16 protein-coding genes and 5 tRNA genes are annotated in these 18,270 nt (G+C 38.0%); 11 read left to right on the forward strand and 10 right to left on the reverse strand.

Annotated features, from left to right (window positions below; all coding sequences use genetic code 11):
* Positions 1-96 precede the first annotated feature (96 nt).
* The 3 genes from truC to syd form a co-directional block, all read right to left on the reverse strand.
* Positions 97-861 carry a tRNA pseudouridine(65) synthase TruC gene (gene truC / locus DK858_RS03115; protein WP_109396184.1) on the reverse strand — a complete coding sequence of 255 codons (765 nt, stop codon included), beginning with the start codon at positions 859-861 and terminating at the stop codon, positions 97-99.
* Positions 862-869: 8 nt separating this feature from the next.
* The gene (locus DK858_RS03120; protein ID WP_109396185.1) at positions 870-1,193 is read right to left on the reverse strand and encodes a YqcC family protein; all 324 of its coding nucleotides are present in this window, start codon (positions 1,191-1,193) and stop codon (positions 870-872) included.
* A gap of 464 nt (positions 1,194-1,657) precedes the next feature.
* Complete coding sequence (gene syd, locus DK858_RS03125; protein WP_109396186.1) at positions 1,658-2,209, reverse strand: SecY-interacting protein; 552 nt, start codon at positions 2,207-2,209, stop codon at positions 1,658-1,660.
* Between the two features lie 156 nt (positions 2,210-2,365).
* Between syd and queF the strand changes: the two genes are divergently transcribed.
* The 3 genes from queF to xni all read left to right on the forward strand — a co-directional run bounded on the left by queF (position 2,366) and on the right by xni (position 5,426).
* Positions 2,366-3,211: an NADPH-dependent 7-cyano-7-deazaguanine reductase QueF gene (gene queF, locus DK858_RS03130; RefSeq protein ID WP_109396187.1), complete on the forward strand. Its 846-nt coding sequence runs from the start codon at positions 2,366-2,368 to the stop codon at positions 3,209-3,211.
* Positions 3,212-3,302: 91 nt separating this feature from the next.
* Positions 3,303-4,670: a nucleotide 5'-monophosphate nucleosidase PpnN gene (ppnN, locus tag DK858_RS03135; protein ID WP_109396188.1), complete on the forward strand. Its 1,368-nt coding sequence runs from the start codon at positions 3,303-3,305 to the stop codon at positions 4,668-4,670.
* 6 nt (positions 4,671-4,676) lie between these two features.
* Entirely contained in the window at positions 4,677-5,426 is a 750-nt protein-coding gene (gene xni / locus DK858_RS03140) for a flap endonuclease Xni (RefSeq protein WP_109396189.1), read from the forward strand.
* A 132-nt stretch (positions 5,427-5,558) separates the two neighbouring features.
* Here xni and rlmM read toward each other — a convergent pair whose 3' ends face one another.
* From rlmM to DK858_RS03155, 3 genes are read right to left on the reverse strand one after another with little or no spacing between them, the layout of a single operon-like run.
* On the reverse strand, positions 5,559-6,656 hold the full coding sequence (gene rlmM, locus DK858_RS03145; RefSeq protein ID WP_109396190.1) for a 23S rRNA (cytidine(2498)-2'-O)-methyltransferase RlmM: 1,098 nt from the start codon (positions 6,654-6,656) through the stop codon (positions 5,559-5,561).
* Positions 6,649-7,044, reverse strand: coding sequence for a DUF423 domain-containing protein (locus tag DK858_RS03150; RefSeq protein WP_036913817.1), 396 nt, complete (start codon positions 7,042-7,044; stop codon positions 6,649-6,651). The genes rlmM and DK858_RS03150 overlap by 8 nt, the downstream gene beginning before the upstream one ends.
* Positions 7,045-7,087: 43 nt before the next feature.
* Complete coding sequence (locus DK858_RS03155; RefSeq protein WP_023582728.1) at positions 7,088-8,008, reverse strand: transcriptional regulator GcvA; 921 nt, start codon at positions 8,006-8,008, stop codon at positions 7,088-7,090.
* A 663-nt stretch (positions 8,009-8,671) separates the two neighbouring features.
* Between DK858_RS03155 and csdA the strand changes: the two genes are divergently transcribed.
* Positions 8,672-9,883 (forward strand): cysteine desulfurase CsdA, encoded by a 1,212-nt coding sequence (gene csdA / locus DK858_RS03160; protein ID WP_109396191.1) that lies wholly within the window; start codon positions 8,672-8,674, stop codon positions 9,881-9,883.
* 5 nt (positions 9,884-9,888) lie between these two features.
* The gene (gene csdE, locus DK858_RS03165; protein ID WP_109396192.1) at positions 9,889-10,341 is read left to right on the forward strand and encodes a cysteine desulfurase sulfur acceptor subunit CsdE; all 453 of its coding nucleotides are present in this window, start codon (positions 9,889-9,891) and stop codon (positions 10,339-10,341) included.
* Between the two features lie 109 nt (positions 10,342-10,450).
* On the opposite strand, the gene tcdA is transcribed toward csdE, so the two are convergent.
* Both tcdA and mltA read right to left on the reverse strand, forming a co-directional pair.
* Positions 10,451-11,263, reverse strand: coding sequence for a tRNA cyclic N6-threonylcarbamoyladenosine(37) synthase TcdA (gene tcdA / locus DK858_RS03170; protein ID WP_109396296.1), 813 nt, complete (start codon positions 11,261-11,263; stop codon positions 10,451-10,453).
* A gap of 110 nt (positions 11,264-11,373) precedes the next feature.
* Positions 11,374-12,468 carry a murein transglycosylase A gene (mltA, locus tag DK858_RS03175; RefSeq protein WP_109396193.1) on the reverse strand — a complete coding sequence of 365 codons (1,095 nt, stop codon included), beginning with the start codon at positions 12,466-12,468 and terminating at the stop codon, positions 11,374-11,376.
* Between the two features lie 293 nt (positions 12,469-12,761).
* Between mltA and DK858_RS03180 the strand changes: the two genes are divergently transcribed.
* The 5 genes from DK858_RS03180 (at position 12,762) to DK858_RS03200 (ending at position 13,242) form a co-directional block, all read left to right on the forward strand.
* Positions 12,762-12,838: transfer RNA gene (locus DK858_RS03180), tRNA-Met, on the forward strand.
* Between the two features lie 30 nt (positions 12,839-12,868).
* Positions 12,869-12,945 (forward strand) — tRNA-Met (locus DK858_RS03185).
* Between the two features lie 22 nt (positions 12,946-12,967).
* Positions 12,968-13,044: transfer RNA gene (locus tag DK858_RS03190), tRNA-Met, on the forward strand.
* Between the two features lie 22 nt (positions 13,045-13,066).
* A tRNA-Met gene (locus DK858_RS03195) sits at positions 13,067-13,143 on the forward strand.
* A 22-nt stretch (positions 13,144-13,165) separates the two neighbouring features.
* Positions 13,166-13,242: transfer RNA gene (locus tag DK858_RS03200), tRNA-Met, on the forward strand.
* A 208-nt stretch (positions 13,243-13,450) separates the two neighbouring features.
* On the opposite strand, the gene amiC is transcribed toward DK858_RS03200, so the two are convergent.
* Positions 13,451-14,713 (reverse strand): N-acetylmuramoyl-L-alanine amidase AmiC, encoded by a 1,263-nt coding sequence (amiC, locus tag DK858_RS03205; RefSeq protein WP_109396194.1) that lies wholly within the window; start codon positions 14,711-14,713, stop codon positions 13,451-13,453.
* A gap of 240 nt (positions 14,714-14,953) precedes the next feature.
* Between amiC and argA the strand changes: the two genes are divergently transcribed.
* Complete coding sequence (argA, locus tag DK858_RS03210) at positions 14,954-16,288, forward strand: amino-acid N-acetyltransferase (protein ID WP_109396195.1); 1,335 nt, start codon at positions 14,954-14,956, stop codon at positions 16,286-16,288.
* A 71-nt stretch (positions 16,289-16,359) separates the two neighbouring features.
* Here the strand turns inward: argA and recD are convergent, their stop codons facing one another.
* Positions 16,360-18,270, reverse strand: coding sequence for an exodeoxyribonuclease V subunit alpha (gene recD, locus DK858_RS03215; RefSeq protein WP_109396196.1), 1,911 nt, complete (start codon positions 18,268-18,270; stop codon positions 16,360-16,362).

Below are 18,270 nucleotides of genomic sequence, written 5' to 3' on the forward strand. Positions count from 1 at the left end.
TTAAAATAGATTATAAATTTGCGCAAACCATCAAGACTTAAGTAAAAAAGCCTTGATAGTCACATATTGAAAGTAATATTTAAAATAAGAAAGGAATTAAAAATGATGAGCTAAATCTTCACCATACTGCTCTAATTCAGGTCTTAATCCACGCCAACCAAATTGATTAATAAGGTGTTGCCAAGGCAGATCCCATTTAGCTGTTAAGTTAAGTGGTTGCAATGTGATTGGATGAATTAAGTTTAGATGGCTTGCATGTAACATCAAGCGATGAGATTGAAAATAATTTACAACTCCACGGTTTTGACGTAAATCACCATGAGCAGTATCACCGATGATTGGGTGTCGAATATGAGACATATGGCGACGTAATTGATGCTTGCGCCCCGTTTCAGGACGTAGCTCTAATAAACTAAATCGAGATGTAGGATAGCGCCCAATCGCAACCTCTTTTTCAACAATACCTAACGGCTGGCAGTGCGTCACACAATCTTGAACTTTTGGAGGTTGAGTTGCAAATTTATCTGCGATTTTATCGTGTTCCTCAACCAAAGGGCTATCAATCACAGATGCCTCTTCAACGTATCCACGAACAACAGCATGATAAATTTTTTCTGTTTTATGTTGTTCAAAAGATTGAGATAGCACCCTAGCAACATCAGAAGAAAGCGCCATTAATAAAACACCTGATGTAGGTCTATCTAGACGATGCACCGGAAAAACATGTTGACCTATTTGATCTCTTAATGTCTGCATTACAAACACTGTTTCATGCCTATCTAACCAACTGCGGTGAACAAGCCAGCCCGCAGGTTTATTCACCGCAACAAGATGTTCATCTTGATAAATAATATCTAGCATTATTAACCTTATGATTTAAACATTGCGTCAAGTTCACGCAAATGATTAAGTAAATCAGTAACATCTCGACTCTTATCGTCTTTAAATGCTTCTTCGTAATAAGGTGCGATTGCAAATGCATTCGGTAATGGCATCTCGTTTTCAATCATTGATGACAATCGTGGAATTAATACCCACTGTAACCATTCATGAGCGCTCATTGTATCAATACAGAATGGTTCAACACTTTCAAATGCTTGTTCAGCAGGAGATTCTAATTGCCATAGCTCAATGTTCTTCATCTCTTCTTCAATCAAGAGCAACTTAGCTAAAATGCGTTGTTCTGGTGTCATCATTTATCCCTTATATAAAACTTACGAATAAGGATAACATTGGGATGGAATAGCAGAAAACAAATAAAAAATAAAAGGAGCCGAAACTCCTTTTAGACAAGAAAAATAGTTGTCTGTACAACACATGCGTCCAAGCAAGACCGTTTTTATCTATCCCTGAGATTAAGTCCGTATCAACATTAATGGAAATATCCTATTTCCTGTGTCCTTGATTACTCTGCATTTTATCGGTCACCAAACAGTCCCTTAGTTGGTGGACGTAGAATGCCAATAATTGATTACTTAAACAACCCACAAAACAAAAACAATTAAAGAGCCATAACTATAAATAAAGGCAATAAGTTAATAACTTATTGCTCTACTTAAATAAATCAATTCTATTTTTATCAGCGACGTTTTTTAATAAAAAACACTCGTTTTTTTTGTAAGATATATCTCACAAAAATAAAAGTTTATGGATTACATCACTCATTATATACAGCGACTAATTCCGATAAAAAGAGAGATAAATTTTCAGCTAAAACTTCTCTTTTCTTTTTACCGAAAGTTTCAAGAATGACTTCGCCGGAAACATTACACACGGATATTATTTCATTTTCTGAATCTGTCGTACCAATAAACAATGTAGGTGCAAGTTTTAAACGTTTTTGAGTCACCAAATGGCCAATAATGTTTTCTTGTAAGCGAATAAAATCCTCTTCACTCCACACTTGGATCAAGCTGAAATCTATTTCTCTAAAACGAACCTGCATATCACCAGCATACTGAGTAGTAAAGTAATCATGCAATTCAGGACGAATAATAATCCCCATCGCTTTTTCAATTTTTTCTAGTTTATCTGTTCCTACAAAAGGTTGCGGTAACCAGTAAACAACCTCATCACCTGTTCTTGATATACAAATAGAAGGAACACCATAAAGATCTTCGCTTGCAGGAGGTAAGCCTGATTTTTCTTGCCACAAATCAACATACTTTTGCGTAAAGGCTTTTAGTTTAGAGGAAATATTTTCAGTCATGATTATCTATTTTATCTATTTAAATAAGAATTTCCTTTATGTTACCTGATTATGTCACTAATTCAGAGCATCAAAAATAAAGCATTCATATACTATTGATGTTTCAATAGTATAATTAACCTTCTTTTATTTTCAGCTAAAGTTAGGATGTAAATTATGTCTTTATATCAAGGTGATAAATCTCTTGAAGCATTATCTCTCGGCAAAGAGACTCAATATCATGATCAATATGATGCCGGATTATTGCAAGGTGTACCACGTAGCCTAAATCGAGATTCACTCTCTTTAACTGCTGAAAATTTACCTTTTCATGGCGGTGATATTTGGACTATGTATGAGCTCTCATGGCTTAATAGTAAAGGCTTACCACAAGTTGCTATTGGTCATGTTGAATTAGACGCAACCACTGAAAATCTTATTGAATCTAAAAGTTTTAAATTATATCTCAATAGTTTTAATCAAACTCGTTTTGAAAGTTGGGATATCGTCGAAAAAACCTTACTTAACGATTTAACAACTTGTGCTAAAGGCAAAGTTAATTTGACTATCTATCCACTTTCGCATTTTACATCACAACCTATTGTCGATTTTGCTGGAGAGTGTATTGATGAACAAGATATCGAAATTGATAATTATCAGTTTGATGTCCAATGGTTAAACGAATCGACAACCGATACACTGGTTGAAGAAACCCTTGTCAGCCATCTGTTAAAATCCAATTGCCTTATTACCAATCAACCAGATTGGGGATCAGTCGCTATTCAATATAAGGGTAAAAAGATTGATCGTGAAAAACTGCTACGCTATTTAGTTTCATTTAGACAACACAATGAATTTCATGAACAGTGTGTTGAGCGAATTTTTCACGATATCATGCAATTATGTACGCCAGAAACATTAACTGTTTATGCAAGATATACGCGACGCGGTGGATTAGACATCAATCCTTGGCGTAGTAATTGTGAGTTTGTTCCAGAAATTAGTCGATTAGCCAGACAATAACGGGAATAATGCCTGTATGTTAATATGATCTGTGTTATACCAAGATCAGTTGCACTTCAGTTTGTTATTTCAGGAGAAAAAGGAGTCCTACGTGATAACTCATGTCAGCCCATTAGGTTCCATGGATCTGCTTTCACAGCTAGAAGTTGATATGCTAAAGAGAACCGCAAGCAGTGATCTTTATCAGCTGTTTCGCAATTGTTCTCTCGCTGTTCTCAACTCTGGTAGCCTTACTGATAGTAGTAAAGAACTGTTATCTAAATACCAAGATTTTGATATTAACGTACTGCGCCGTGAACGAGGCGTAAAGCTTGAGTTAGTCAATCCTCCTGAAGACGCCTTTGTTGACGGAAAAATTATTCGCTCATTACAAGCTAACTTATTTGCAGTGCTTCGTGACATATTGTTTGTTCACGGGCAAATCACAACAGCAAAACGTGATCTTCACCTGAACTTAGAAAATAGTACTCACATCACTAATACCATTTTCTCGATTTTGCGTAATGCACGAGCTCTTCATATTGATGAAGATCCTAATATGATCGTTTGCTGGGGTGGTCACTCAATCAATGAAACTGAATACCTTTACGGCAGAAAAGTAGGTAACGAATTAGGGTTACGTGAACTCAATATCTGCACAGGCTGTGGACCTGGTGCGATGGAAGCACCAATGAAAGGTGCTGCTGTGGGTCATGCTCAACAACGTTATAGAAATAGCCGGTTTATCGGTATGACAGAACCGTCAATCATCGCGGCAGAGCCACCAAATCCATTAGTTAACGAACTGATTATTATGCCAGATATTGAAAAACGTCTGGAATCTTTCGTACGTATTGGACATGGAATTATTATTTTCCCAGGCGGTGTAGGGACAGCAGAAGAATTGCTGTATCTGCTTGGTATTCTTATGTCTCCAGAAAACCAAGACCAAGTATTACCACTGATTTTAACAGGCCCTAAAGAGAGTGCTGACTACTTTAATGTATTAGATGACTTTATCGCAAATACATTAGGCGACGACGCTCGACGCCATTACCAAATTATTATTGATGATGCACCTGAAGTTGCTCGTATCATGAAAAAATATATGCCTTTGGTAAAGGATAATCGTCGTAGTACTGGTGATGCTTATAGCTTTAACTGGTCAATGAAGATCAATGCTGATTTGCAACTTCCTTTTGAACCAACACATGAAAACATGGCATCACTTAACTTAAGCACCGATCAATCACCTGAAAAATTAGCGGCTGACTTACGTCGTGCATTCTCTGGTATTGTTGCAGGTAACGTAAAAGAAGTGGGTATGAAAGCGATTGAAGCTTACGGCCCTTATAAAATTCATGGTGATCGTGAAATTATGCGTCGTATGGATATTTTATTAACGGGCTTTGTTGAGCAACATCGTATGAAACTTCCGGGCGGTACAGCTTATCAACCATGTTACGAGATTATCAGCTAATTTATTATGATACATTTGCTGATTATTGATGCTTTAAACCTGATCCGCCGCATTCATGCGGCATCAGGTTCTTCTTGCCAAACAGTGTGTGAACAGAGTGTCAACCAATTGCTTGGTCACACACAACCTACTCATGCCGTAGCGGTCTTTGATGAAGATGATAGAGACGGTAGTTGGCGACATCAACTGTTACCTGACTATAAAGCAGGTCGCACACCAATGCCTGATGATTTGCGACAACAATTACCTGAAATTAAAGCAATGTTACTTAATTTAGGAATACAGAGCTGGCACTCAGGTGGTGATGAAGCAGATGACGTTGCAGCAACATTGGCAACTAAAGTAGCAAATGCGGGTTTTCGAGTCACAATTATTTCAACGGATAAAGGTTATTGCCAATTACTTTCTCCCTCTATTCGTATACGCGATTATTTTCAACGGCGCTGGTTAGATTTAGAATTTATTAAATCTGAATTTGGTGTCGAACCATCTCAACTTACCGATTATTGGGGATTAACCGGTGTAAGTAGCAGTAAGGTTGCAGGAGTTCCTGGTATTGGGCCCAAAAGTGCTACCGAACTTTTACAAATTCACCCAGATCTAGAATCGCTCTATCAGCATATTGATGATGTTCCTACTAAATGGCAAAACAAACTTATTACCCATAAAGAATCCGCATTTATCAGTCGGAAAATCACGACATTACGCACTGATATTCAATTAAACGGTAATCTACAACAGCTACGTTTAAAATAGCTAAGTTCCCAATTATTAAAACTCAACAAGCTAATATTTTTTAAATAACTCCTCTCATTAAAAAAGGCTAAGTTTCTATTTATAAACTTAGCCTTTTATTGTCATCAATAAATCGATGTACTTTGAACGTTTTTAGAATTCACGATCTGGTCGATAAGCGGCCCAAATATTTTGAATATGAACGGTTATCTCTTCTCTATCATGATAAAGATGCTTAGCTTGGATCTTAACGTTAATCCCTTTTTCCGCTAACTCTGACTTTATTTTTTCAAGGATATGAGAGACTTCTTCATAACGCTTTTTCATTGGCAATTTTAGGTTAAAAATAGCTTCCCGACACCATTCATTAGCAATCCAAGTTGTCATTAATGCAGCAACTTTGGCTGGCTTTTCAACCATATCACAAACAAGCCATGTGATATTTTTAGATGTAGGTTCAAATTTAAAACCATCAACTTGGTGATGACGAACTTGCCCTGTATCCATTAAAGATTGTGCCATTGGGCCATTATCAACAGCATGCACCATCATACTGCGTTTTACTAATTGATATGTCCAGCCACCGGGGCATGCGCCTAAATCGACCGCTTTCATCCCACTTGCTAAACGCTCTTCCCACTCATCATAAGGAATGAAAATATGAAATGCTTCTTCAAGTTTTAATGTCGAACGACTTGGCGCATCTGATGGGAATTTTAATCGAGGAATACCCATATAAAATGGGGAATTATTAAAACTATAGGAATAGCCAACATAACAACATCCCGGTGCAATAAAAAACACATGGACAACAGGACGGCTAAAATTCTCAACTTTCAGCAAAATTTTCTCATTACGCAAATGATTACGTAATGGCACCGTAAATTTACGGCAGAATTTTAATAGTTCTTTGCTTTCATTAGTGTCTGCAACTTCAACTCGAAGTTCACCTGCTTTTTCGACAGCACCTTTTAGCATTCCAACAATCGGTGTAATTCTATCTTCTGGCGGTAAATCTTTAAGTAATTCACCTGTCACAAACATTTGACGAGCAAAAATTAATTCACGGAAACTCACATCACGCGCAATCTTGTCTGCGTCACCTTCTTGGTAACATTCAAAGATCACATAACCACTTCCTTCTTTAACACGAGGAAAGCCATAAATGCCGATTTGACCTGCTTTATCCGTAATCTCAGCCGCGCACTCTTTTTCAAAACCTTGGCGACAATATAATGCAACTTTATTCATGGCGAGACGCCGGTGCCCTTAGACGCAAAGCGCCAATAAAAATTAAAGCCCAACCAATAAGAAAACTAAATCCACCAATTGGCGTAAAATAAGATAACAATCTAACTTGTGTTAGCGCCATACAATAAAGGCTACCACTGAAAAGTAGAATACCAACACCAAAGAAAATACCCGCCCAATAAAACCATAAAATGGTTTTACGCATTAACATTGCCGCAATCCCGACAAGTAATAAGGTATGGACGATTTGGTAGCGCATCGCTAACTGAATGTATTCCCAATGTTGTGGCGATAAATGAGGTGCAAGCTTATGAGTTGCAAATGCACCAAAAGCAACATAAAAGAAGCCACTGATCGCGGAAAACATAAGCAATGTACGACTATTCACTGTTTATTCCTTCCTATCTAGAAGATATTTGCCAATCGCAATATTAAGATGATGTTAGTAAACCCAGCTTTTCTTGCTCATTCGCTGCTTGAGATAAAATCCATTGGCGAAAAGCCGCAATCTTACCCAATTCAGCCTGGCTATCTTGGCAAACTAAATAAAATGCATTTTTACTAACAAGGACATCTGGAAAAGGTCTTACTAATCGACCTGATTCTATTTCACTACGTGCCATTACATTATTAACCAATGCAACGCCTTGTCCATGTACAGCGGCCTGTATCACCATTGAACTATGGCTAAAAATAGGGCCTTGTTGCACATTTATCTGATTTTGTATCTCTAATTGACGTACATAAGCTTGCCAATCTCGACGAGATGTATCATGTAGCAGTGTATGATAAATCAGATCGGATGGGGTTTTTAGTGGTTTTTCACCTGTAAGTAAAGATGGTGCACAAACAGGGATCAAATATTCTGCATAAAGGCGGTCTGTACGCAACCCAGTCCAATTACCTCGACCATAAAAAATAGCAACATCAACATCATCAGCCAGTTTATCTTCTTCTCTATCAACAGCCTGAATTCGCACATCAATTCCCGGATAAGCTTGGTTAAACCCAGATAACCGAGGTACTAACCATTGAATAGCAAAACTTGGAGAAAGACTAACGGTAAGTGCACCTTTCGCGCTTCTAGCTAATAATTTGCGAGTTGCCTCGTTAATTGATGAAAAAATTTCCTTAATATCGAGGTAATAACTCTGCCCTTCTTCCGTTAATAAAAGAGAACGGTTGCGTCTTCTAAATAATTTTAGCCCAAGGAATTCTTCTAATGTTTTAATTTGGTGGCTCACTGCTGCTTGTGTCACAAATAATTCTTCAGCGGCTTTAGTAAAACTTAAATGACGTGCCGCAGAATCAAAAACCCTAAGTGCATTTAATGGCGGTAAACGTTTAGACATATTCGGTTCTTAAACCCCTATTTTGGCTATTAGTAGACCCTAACTTTCATCATTAGTTTTTTTTATGCGAAGCATTATAAATTGTCCCTTGATGATTAGCCAGTAAATACCTATAGTAAGCGCACTTCCTAAGCCGGAACGAAAAGTTGTGTAGTAGTAATACTGCAAAACTTTTGGCTTTGTGGTTGTGATGTTGTGTTTGCAAGTTGTCTGGAAATTCCAGACTTAGTAGCTGATGCTACTGTTTTTTTTCACTTCCTGTACATTTACCCTGTCTGTCCATAGTGATTTTATAGTGCACCGCCAAGGCGGTGCTTTTTTTATTCCCTATTTTTCTCTATTTTTTAATTACTCACGTACACCATTTCGATGTTTTCATCCATTTTTTATAATGAACTTATCATCATTATTCTAAAAAAGCTTACCGCAAATTATTCCTTATAAATTAAAACAAGAGAAAAATAGGATATTAATCTGATCTCAGTGATTTTTTATTGTGTGAACTTTCATCACCTTAATCATGTTATTATAGGCGAGATGACTCATAACACACTGATGCTCTCTGGTTTCCGTTATAAATAAATATAATTAACTGTATAATCTATACGCCTTATTTTAATGACAAATCGCGAAAATTTATTCGTCTACCAATACAGCCTAACTATGAACCTATTTTCACCTGATTTATTTCGACAACAATTTCCTGCTCTTAAAGAAAAGACGATTTACCTCGATAGTGCAGCAACTGCATTAAAGCCTCTCGCCATGATAGAGGCCTCAGATGCATTTTATCGCCATAACTTTGCAACGGTTCACCGTAGCCAATATCAGCATGCTAGAGAAACAACGCAACAATATGAAGCAACGCGTCAACAAGTTGCCGAATTAATCAAGAGTGCTGATAGTGATACGATTATTTGGACAAAAGGCACCACAGAATCACTCAACTTTATTGCTCAAGGTTATTTTCGTCCACGCTTACAAGCAGGTGATGAAATAATTGTTAGTGAGCAAGAACATCATGCAAATCTTATTCCTTGGTTGATACTGGCCGAACAAACCGGCGCACGAGTGATCCGCTGGGCAATTGAGGATCATTTTTTACCTTCAATTAATAGTTTAAATACATTGATCAATAAGCGGACACGAATTGTTGCAGTTAGCCAAATGTCGAATGTAACAGGTGCTCAAATTGCATTAGATAAGGTATCTCAATGCGTTCATCAACATGATAATTGCTTACTTGTTGTCGATGGCGCGCAAGGTATTGCACATCACCCAACGGATGTCACAGCACTTGATCTTGATTTCTATGTTTTTTCCGCTCATAAACTTTATGGTCCTAATGGATTAGGTGTTTGTTATGGCAAACGAAAACATTTAGAAGACATGGCTCCTTGGCATGGAGGCGGAAAAATGCTAACTAACGCAACATTTAACGGATTTACTCCAGCCCCTATTCCTCAACGTTTTGAAGCGGGAACACCTAATGTTGCAGGTGTTATTGCATTTTCAGCCACATTAGCATGGTTAGAAAAACAAGATATGCATCATGCTAACCAATATGCTCTTGAGCTTGCAGAAGAAACAGAAAAACGTCTCAGTGAGTTAAATGGTTTTATCAGTTATCGAGCGCCCAATTCATCGGTTGTTTCCTTCAATTTCGAAGGTGTTCATCACAGTGATTTAGCAACATTAATCACAGAGAAAGGTATTGCATTACGCACTGGGCAACACTGCGCACAGCCTCTTATTGATTCATTAAACATTTCAGGCTGTTTACGCATTTCTTTTATGCCTTATAATCAACATGCTGATATTGATGCTTTTATTAATGCCGTTAAATTTGCGCTAACACTCTTAAAAGATGAATAATTAAAATGAATAACAACACACCTCTGCTTGCAACTCAGCACCCATTTGGTCATGAAATCACTTTAGAAGCATTACTCAATGATTTCCAAAAACTAAAAGCGTGGGAAGACAAATATCGCCAATTAGTTCAACTCTCACGTAAATTACCCGCATTACCTGATGAATTAAAAACAACAGAAAAAGAGATCAAGGGATGTGAGAACAGAGTGTGGTTAGGTGCCAAATTAAATAATGATGGCAAATACCATATTTATGGTGATAGTGATGGCCGTATTGTAAAAGGCTTATTGACTATTATTTTAGCCGCTGTTGAGAATAAAACAGCGCAAGAAATAGCTGATATCGATATGTTAGCTATTTTTGATCAATTAGGATTGGCTAATCAAATTAGCCAATCTCGCACAGACGGAGTGAATGCGATTATCGCACGATTAAAATCACTCACCTCACAGTATTAAGTTTTATACTCTAAATAATTCAAGGTGTAGCTAGGCGACAAGTAAATGAGTCACTAGGAGCATCAGTATGCGACTAGTGCGATTGAGCACCGTCAATAACACGACAACTTCAAATACGACGAGTACGTTGAGCCTTCGCTAGCATCTTCTTCAATGCATGAGACACCGCAATAAAACCAAATGACGCCGTTACCATCGTTACAGCACCAAAACCGGCTGAACAATCCATTCGTTTCACACCATCAGCCGTACTTTTTGCCGCACAAACCGTACCATCGCCTTGTGGATAAACTAATTGTTCTGTTGAGAAAACACAGTCGATCCCTAATTTTCCCTTACTATTTTTTACAACATTAAAATCAGATTTCAAACGCTCTCTTAATTTAGCCGCTAAAGGATCTTGAATTGTTTTTGCTAAATCAACCACTTGGATCTGAGTTGGATCAATTTGCCCACCAGCACCACCCGTGGTGATCACTGGAATTTTATAACGGCGACAATACGCTAATAATGCAGCCTTTGGCCTTACACTATCAATGGCATCAATGACATAATCAAAGTTGTTATTCATCATTTCAGCAACATTATCAACCGTGACAAAATCATCAATACTGGTCACTTTGCATTCTGGATTGATTTCTAAAATACGTTGTTTCATCACATCGCATTTTGGTTGCCCTACGCTTTCTTTTAACGCATGTATTTGCCGATTAGTGTTCGTCACACACACATCATCCATATCAATTAAAGTGATAGCACCAATACCACTACGAGCTAGTGCTTCAGCCGCCCAACTACCGACCCCTCCTATACCCACGACACAGATATGAGCCTGAGCAAAATAAGACAACGCTTTTTGCCCATAAAGTCGCCCTATTCCAGAAAAGCGTTGTAAATATGAATCTGATAATGAATTTTGCATGATGCGATAACAACCTAAATAACAGAAATAATCATGGCTATTAATATCAATAGCCATGTCGTGAATATAATTTTACCGTTTATAACGAGCAGATAAATAGTAAATCGTTTTTATGATGAAGGGTTTAATGAGTTAAGTTGTGATTTTTTTAATACCCAAACTCGCCCATAATGATTATAGAAACCTGCCATATGACCAGCATCTTTACCAATTCCATGATAAATATCGAAATGATGGCCTTTAATTGCTCCCCCTACATCTAATGCCACCATTAAACGCATTTGATATTCACCTGTAAATTTACCCGCATCATCAAGTAGAGGAATTTCAGCAAGTAACACCGTTCCGGCTGGAATAATACTTCTGTCAGAAGCCACAGAGGCAAGTGCAACAAGCGGGATAGCACTGGCGCCTCTAACAGGTGTAAAAGGTTCTGGTTTGAAAAAAACAAACGATGGGTTTTCTTCTAATAATTTTCTCACTTCAGCATCATTGTGCTTATCTGCCCAATCTCTAATAGCAAGCATCGACATATCTTTTCTTTCTACTTCACCATTATCAATAAGCACTTTACCAATACTGCGGTAAGGATGTCCGTTTTTCCCTGCATAACCAAAGAACGTTAAAGGTTTGCCATCACCAAAATCAACATAACCACTTCCCTGAACTTCCATCATAAAATTATCCATAATGGAGTTACTGTACGCTGCAATTAAAGATGGACTTAATGCACCATTATAAATAGCTGCACGAGAAGGTAATTTTGAACGACTATTAGTAGGCATTTTATAAAGAGGATATTGGAATTCACCTTGTTGCGTTAAACGAGCTTCAAGAACAGGTGTATAATATCCAGTAAACTGAACATTACCGTACTTATCAACCCCTTCCATTTGAAATGCAGAAAGATTGAACTGACGTAATTGTCTGGTATCTGCACCAGAACGTAACCAGTTTTCAACTGCCTGATAAGTCTCTTTATTACTATTATACAAACGAGATGATGTCTGGTTTATCTGACTTACTTGTTGTAAGTAATCAGGGCCATTAATGGGGGTACCTTGCGTGTTTGGCGAACTTACTTCAATGAGATCTTGCTTAAGCTTTCCATCTTTATACTGTTGCCCTTGCTCTGTTGGACGATGACATCCTGACAAGGCAAGCGCTAACATACCTAAAATTAACGATTTTCGCCAAGTAACCATTTTTGACCCGCTTAATAACTAAATTTGAGTGTCGATTTTGAGTTAGAAAGATACCAAAGCAAAATCAATAAAGATATTAATATACTAATTGTAAAGACTTTCTATTATCACCCAATCAATATGACTTTTAAACATCAAGTATATACTCTAAATAATTTGAAGCATGACGAGTATAACTGCCTAAATTTGCATCTTGATGTGTTATTTCTGACCGTTTTTAAAAGAAAACTGTAAAAATTTCATAAAAAACTTGCAACTCGGCAGATCCTGAGTATAGTGCCCCTCTGTGGAGACGCGGGGTGGAGCAGCTTGGTAGCTCGTCGGGCTCATAACCCGAAGGTCGTCAGTTCAAATCTGGCCCCCGCAACCAATTCACAAAGCAGTAAGTTATAGTATCAGTCGCGGGATGGAGCAGCATGGTAGCTCGTCGGGCTCATAACCCGAAGGTCGTTGGTTCAAATCCAGCTCCCGCAACCAATTCTATAAACAACAATTCAGTCGCGGGATGGAGCAGCATGGTAGCTCGTCGGGCTCATAACCCGAAGGTCGTTGGTTCAAATCCAGCTCCCGCAACCAATTCTATAAACAACAATTCAGTCGCGGGATGGAGCAGCATGGTAGCTCGTCGGGCTCATAACCCGAAGGTCGTTGGTTCAAATCCAGCTCCCGCAACCAATTCTATAAACAACAATTCAGTCGCGGGATGGAGCAGCATGGTAGCTCGTCGGGCTCATAACCCGAAGGTCGTTGGTTCAAATCCAGCTCCCGCAACCAATTTCTCTTCAAAATAGTCTCTTAATCTACTTTCTCTCTTAATTTACAAACCTAATTATATCACTCATAGATTTGCGTCATTCACTGTTATTTATTTCAATAACACATTGTATTAGATGGATTTATTGTATTAAAAATACAATAAAAAATCCCAATAGAAAGCGCATAAGATTGACTTTCTACTGGAATAGAAAAAATATGAAAAAAATTAGCTACGATCAGCTAATGTTAATTCGCCACCATTAGCGAAATAAGCTTTGATCCCTTTGAAAATAGATTCTGCAATCTGTTGCTGGAATTTAGCTGTTTTTAGTTTTTTCTCTTCTTCGATATTACTGATAAAAGCAGTTTCTACTAAGATGGATGGGATCTCTGGCGCTTTTAATACCGCAAAACCGGCCTGATCGACTTTATTTTTATGCAGTTTATTAATACCGCCTAATAACTTAAGCACTTCACTACCAAATTTTAGGCTGTCATTAATAGTCGCCGTTTGCACAAGATCAAGCATTGCATGGTCTACATACCGATCGCCACTTTTACTCACGCCACCAATTAAGTCAGACTCATTTTGTGTTTGAGCAAGATAGCGTGCTGTATTACTTGTTGCGCCCGTTTTTGATAATGCAAAAACAGATGAACCCCTTGCTGCACGATTTGTAAACGCATCAGCATGGATAGAGACAAATAAATCCGCTTGCATTTTTCTCGCTTTAGCAACACGTACTGTCAATGGGATAAAGACGTCTTCATTACGTGTCATATACGCCTTCATTTTGGCATCTTTATCAATAAGCGTTCTTAAACGACGAGCAATTTGTAAAACCACATCCTTTTCACGTGTTTTATATTTACCAATTGCCCCCGGATCCTCTCCACCATGGCCAGGGTCGATCATGATAATAATAGGTCTATCGCGCCCTGCTCTACCCGGTTTACGGGTATCCGTTTGTGCCGGCACAGCTTGCTGTAAATCACCATCGTTATATTCACGCAAGAGTGCTAAGAGAGGATCATCTTCAGTGTCAGCACCATGGCTTGGATAGAAATCTAATACCAAACGGTTTTTAAATTCAGCCACAGGTTTAAGCGTAAACATTTGTGGTTGTACAGGCGTTTTTACTTCAAATACCAGTCGTACTGTTTTAGGTGTATTTTGACCAACGCGAATAAGCTTTAAATACGGATCGCTAGTCTGAACCTGATTAGCGACACCTTTCAGTACGCTATTAAGTTGAATACCTTCTAAATCCACCACAATACGTTCAGGATTTGATAATGCAAACTGACGATATTTCAGTGGCGTACTGGATTCTATAGTCACGCGAGTATAAGTCGAGGCAGGCCAAACCCTCACAGCAACAATAGATGCTGTGGCAGCAAAACCAGCAGGACTAACACTTAACAATAATAACGCGCCAATTCCTTTAACAAGACGACGACGAGTTTGATTGTGCTCAGAATGACTCATGAAAATATTCCAAAAAAACGATTAACGTCAATAAACTCTAAAAAGAGATAAAAAAAGTTAAGAACAAAAAACTTTACCCAATCCACACTTCACTGTCACTTAAAAACAGCACAATTACTCACTTTTACACGAATATTCTGCCTTCAGGTAAAACAATAAGATAGGATTTTACTTGCCATTCCTCCTTAAAAAGAATAAAAATACATTAAATGCGAATAAAAATTCACTTGAGAGGGTTTTATGAAAGAGCGTAGCACCGAATTGGTCGATGGATTCCGCCACTCGGTTCCGTATATTAATGCACATAGAGGCAAAACATTTGTCATTATGTTGGGTGGCGAAGCCATTGCTCACGAAAATTTCCCATCCATCATTAATGATATTGGGTTGTTACATAGCCTAGGTATTCGTTTAGTGGTTGTTTATGGTGCTCGCCCACAAATTGATGCTGCTCTTGAAGTACAAAAAGTATCTCCGATTTATCATAAACATACGCGTATCACAGATAGTAAAACCTTAGAAATCGTGAAACAAGCTGCAGGTACATTGCAACTCGATATTACAGCTCGCCTATCAATGAGTTTAAGTAATACTCCATTACAAGGTGCCCATATTAATGTTGTCAGTGGTAACTTTGTTATCGCGCAACCATTAGGGGTTGATGATGGCGTTGATTACTGTCATAGCGGAAAAATTCGTCGTATTGATGAAGAAGCTATTCATCGCCAGTTAGACAGTAATGCTATTGTATTAATTGGCCCTGTTGCAGTCTCTGTTACGGGGGAAAGCTTTAATCTTACCTCAGAGGAAGTGGCAACACAGCTTGCGATAAAACTTAAAGCACAAAAACTAATTGGTTTTTGCTCATTTCAAGGTGTTGCCGATGAAGAAGGCCACATTGTTTCTGAACTGCTACCTAATCAAGCCGAAGATAAAATTCTAGAACTACAAACAGAAGGTGATTACCATTCAGGCACAGTAAGATTCTTACGGGGAGCGGTTAAAGCCTGTCGTCGAGGTGTAGAACGCAGCCACTTACTAAGTTATCAATCTGATGGTGCTCTTATTCAAGAATTATTCTCTCGTGATGGTATTGGTACTCAAATCGTCATGGAGAGTGCAGAGAAAGTTCGTAGAGCAAATATTAATGATATTGGTGGCATACTCGAACTTATTCGCCCATTAGAACAGCAAGGTATTTTAGTTAGACGCTCAAGAGAACAATTGGAAATTGAAATTGATCAATTTACTATTATTGAACGCGATAATATGACTATTGCATGTGCAGCGCTCTACCCTTATCCATCAGAAAAAATTGGCGAAATGGCGTGTGTGGCAGTACATCCTGATTATCGTAGCTCTTGTCGTGGTGAAGTTTTGCTACAACGGATTTCGGCACATGCTAAGCAATTAGGGTTAGAAAAGCTGTTTGTTCTAACAACTCGCAGCATACACTGGTTTCAAGAAAAAGGATTTGAACCTGCTGAAATTGATAAATTGCCCATTGAAAAACAAGCACTTTATAATTACCAACGTCGCTCTAAAATTTTGATTTTAGACTTACATAAAGAGTAATTAATCATCATAAAAAAAGACAGGCCCCCTCTCAATGCCTGTCTTTTTTATTTTCTATTATTCACTAACAGCTAATAACGTAACTTATCAATTAATCCGCTTCGACGTTGAATACGTGTGTGTATTGCCATTCTCACCATAGACTCTGAAGCATAAAGAGAAAGCTTCTGTTTAGCACGTGTTAATGCGGTATACAGCAATTCACGACTAACAACAGGTGAAAACTTATCGGGTAGCACTAACGCTGTATGGGTAAATTCAGAACCTTGTGATTTATGCACTGTCATTACATATGCGGTTTCATGTTGTGGTAATCGACTCGGTTGGATCGCTTTCAATTTTCCATCAGGTAGTTGAAAAAAAGCCTTCATTTCACCTTCATCGTTATTAAGCATAATACCAATATCACCATTAAACAGACCTAATGTACTATCATTTCGTTGGATCATAATGGGGCGTCCAATATAATCACTTTGATAACTATTTGTAGGACGGCGGATCAATCGCTGGCGATGCAATAACATTTCAATTCTGTCATTTAACCCACTCACACCAAAAGGGCCTTCTCTTCGCGCACACAATAAACGGTATTGGTTAAATGCATTAAGAATAATATCAGGTGAGGCTTTTTGAGAAACTAAAGTGAGATATTCTCGATAGGCATTAACGGCATCTTGAATCATCAGTAAATAACTTTCTTTTGACTCCAAAGCAATAAAGCTCACATCTTGGGGCTCTAATGCTATTTCAAGCTGTTGTGGACTAATCTCTGCTTTTTTTAGTAACGTAATCGCTGTTTTGGTCTGCCCTTTATTAACCGCAAAAGCCAGTTGCCCTATCCCTGAATCTTCACCAAAACGATAACTTTTACGTAATAGACACAGAGAGTCACTGACGACAGATACTGGCGTTTGAGAAACTGGAATAATATCCGTAGATTTAACCAATTCACCTTGAGTTAAGTGATTAATCTGCTCAAATCTTTTTTGACTGAAACCATCTTCAGCAAAACGGCAGATATCACCTAATACAGCACCTGCCTCAACAGAAGCAAGTTGGTCTTTATCACCTAAGAAAATAACATGACATTTTAATGGAAGCGCATCAATCAAACGCGCCATCATAGGTAAATCAACCATTGAGGCTTCATCAACAACTAAAATATCAAGCTGTAATGGATTATCTTTATGGTAGCGCACTTGCTGGCTTTCAGGTTGAGCACCTAATAAGCGATGAATAGTTTGTGCCTGCTTTGGCATCCATTTATTTTCTTCTTCACTTAAATTAAGTTGCGCTAAGGCGTTACCTAAAGATTCCGTTAATCTTGCTGCCGCTTTACCTGTAGGAGCGGCTAATTGAATAATTGGCTTTTCATTCGATGTGAGCATCACAAAAGCAGCTAAAATTTTAGCAACGGTTGTCGTTTTACCTGTTCCTGGACCGCCAGAAATAATGGAAATGGGGCTGGTGATAGCAACGCTGGCAGCTACTTTTTGCCAATTTGTTTCTTGGTTTTCTTTCGTTGCTGGAAAAAGTTGGTTGAGTATCTTAATTAATTCATTTTCATCAATATCAACAATAGCCTGATCACGCCTAAAAAACTGAGCAACTTTCTCTTCATAGCTCCACATTCTTTGTAGATAAAGATATTCATTATCTAAAATAATGGGAAAGGGGGAATCATCGCGACTTTGACTAACGCAATGACAATGAGTCAACTCTTCTACTATTTTTTTAGCAGAAGGTTTACCCATTTTTTGCCAAATCTCTTGTGCAAACTCTTTTTGTCTACCATCGAATAATTGATCTTTTTGAATAATATTCAATGGTAAACAAACGTGACCCGCTCCAGTTTGAGCACTCAAATAAGCAAATACAAACAGCAAAATAGGGTTTTCATCTTCAACCAGCATTTGTGCAAATCGAAGATCTAAAGGTCGTAATAAGTTTTGTGTAATCGCTTGTTCTAAGAGTTTGATCAT

The organism is Proteus faecis, from assembly GCF_003144395.1.
Taxonomy (GTDB): Bacteria; Pseudomonadota; Gammaproteobacteria; order Enterobacterales; family Enterobacteriaceae; genus Proteus; species Proteus faecis.

Coding starts and splice junctions, on each gene's coding strand:
- truC (WP_109396184.1), bottom strand. CDS start 861: ATGCTAGATATTATTTATCAAGATGAACATCTTGTTGCGGTGAATAAA.
- DK858_RS03120 (WP_109396185.1), bottom strand. CDS start 1,193: ATGACACCAGAACAACGCATTTTAGCTAAGTTGCTCTTGATTGAAGAA.
- syd (WP_109396186.1), bottom strand. CDS start 2,209: ATGACTGAAAATATTTCCTCTAAACTAAAAGCCTTTACGCAAAAGTAT.
- queF (WP_109396187.1), top strand. CDS start 2,366: ATGTCTTTATATCAAGGTGATAAATCTCTTGAAGCATTATCTCTCGGC.
- xni (WP_109396189.1), top strand. CDS start 4,677: ATGATACATTTGCTGATTATTGATGCTTTAAACCTGATCCGCCGCATT.
- rlmM (WP_109396190.1), bottom strand. CDS start 6,656: ATGAATAAAGTTGCATTATATTGTCGCCAAGGTTTTGAAAAAGAGTGC.
- DK858_RS03155 (WP_023582728.1), bottom strand. CDS start 8,008: ATGTCTAAACGTTTACCGCCATTAAATGCACTTAGGGTTTTTGATTCT.
- csdA (WP_109396191.1), top strand. CDS start 8,672: ATGAACCTATTTTCACCTGATTTATTTCGACAACAATTTCCTGCTCTT.
- csdE (WP_109396192.1), top strand. CDS start 9,889: ATGAATAACAACACACCTCTGCTTGCAACTCAGCACCCATTTGGTCAT.
- tcdA (WP_109396296.1), bottom strand. CDS start 11,263: ATGCAAAATTCATTATCAGATTCATATTTACAACGCTTTTCTGGAATA.
- mltA (WP_109396193.1), bottom strand. CDS start 12,468: ATGGTTACTTGGCGAAAATCGTTAATTTTAGGTATGTTAGCGCTTGCC.
- amiC (WP_109396194.1), bottom strand. CDS start 14,713: ATGAGTCATTCTGAGCACAATCAAACTCGTCGTCGTCTTGTTAAAGGA.
- argA (WP_109396195.1), top strand. CDS start 14,954: ATGAAAGAGCGTAGCACCGAATTGGTCGATGGATTCCGCCACTCGGTT.
- recD (WP_109396196.1), bottom strand. CDS start 18,270: ATGATCAAACTCTTAGAACAAGCGATTACACAAAACTTATTACGACCT.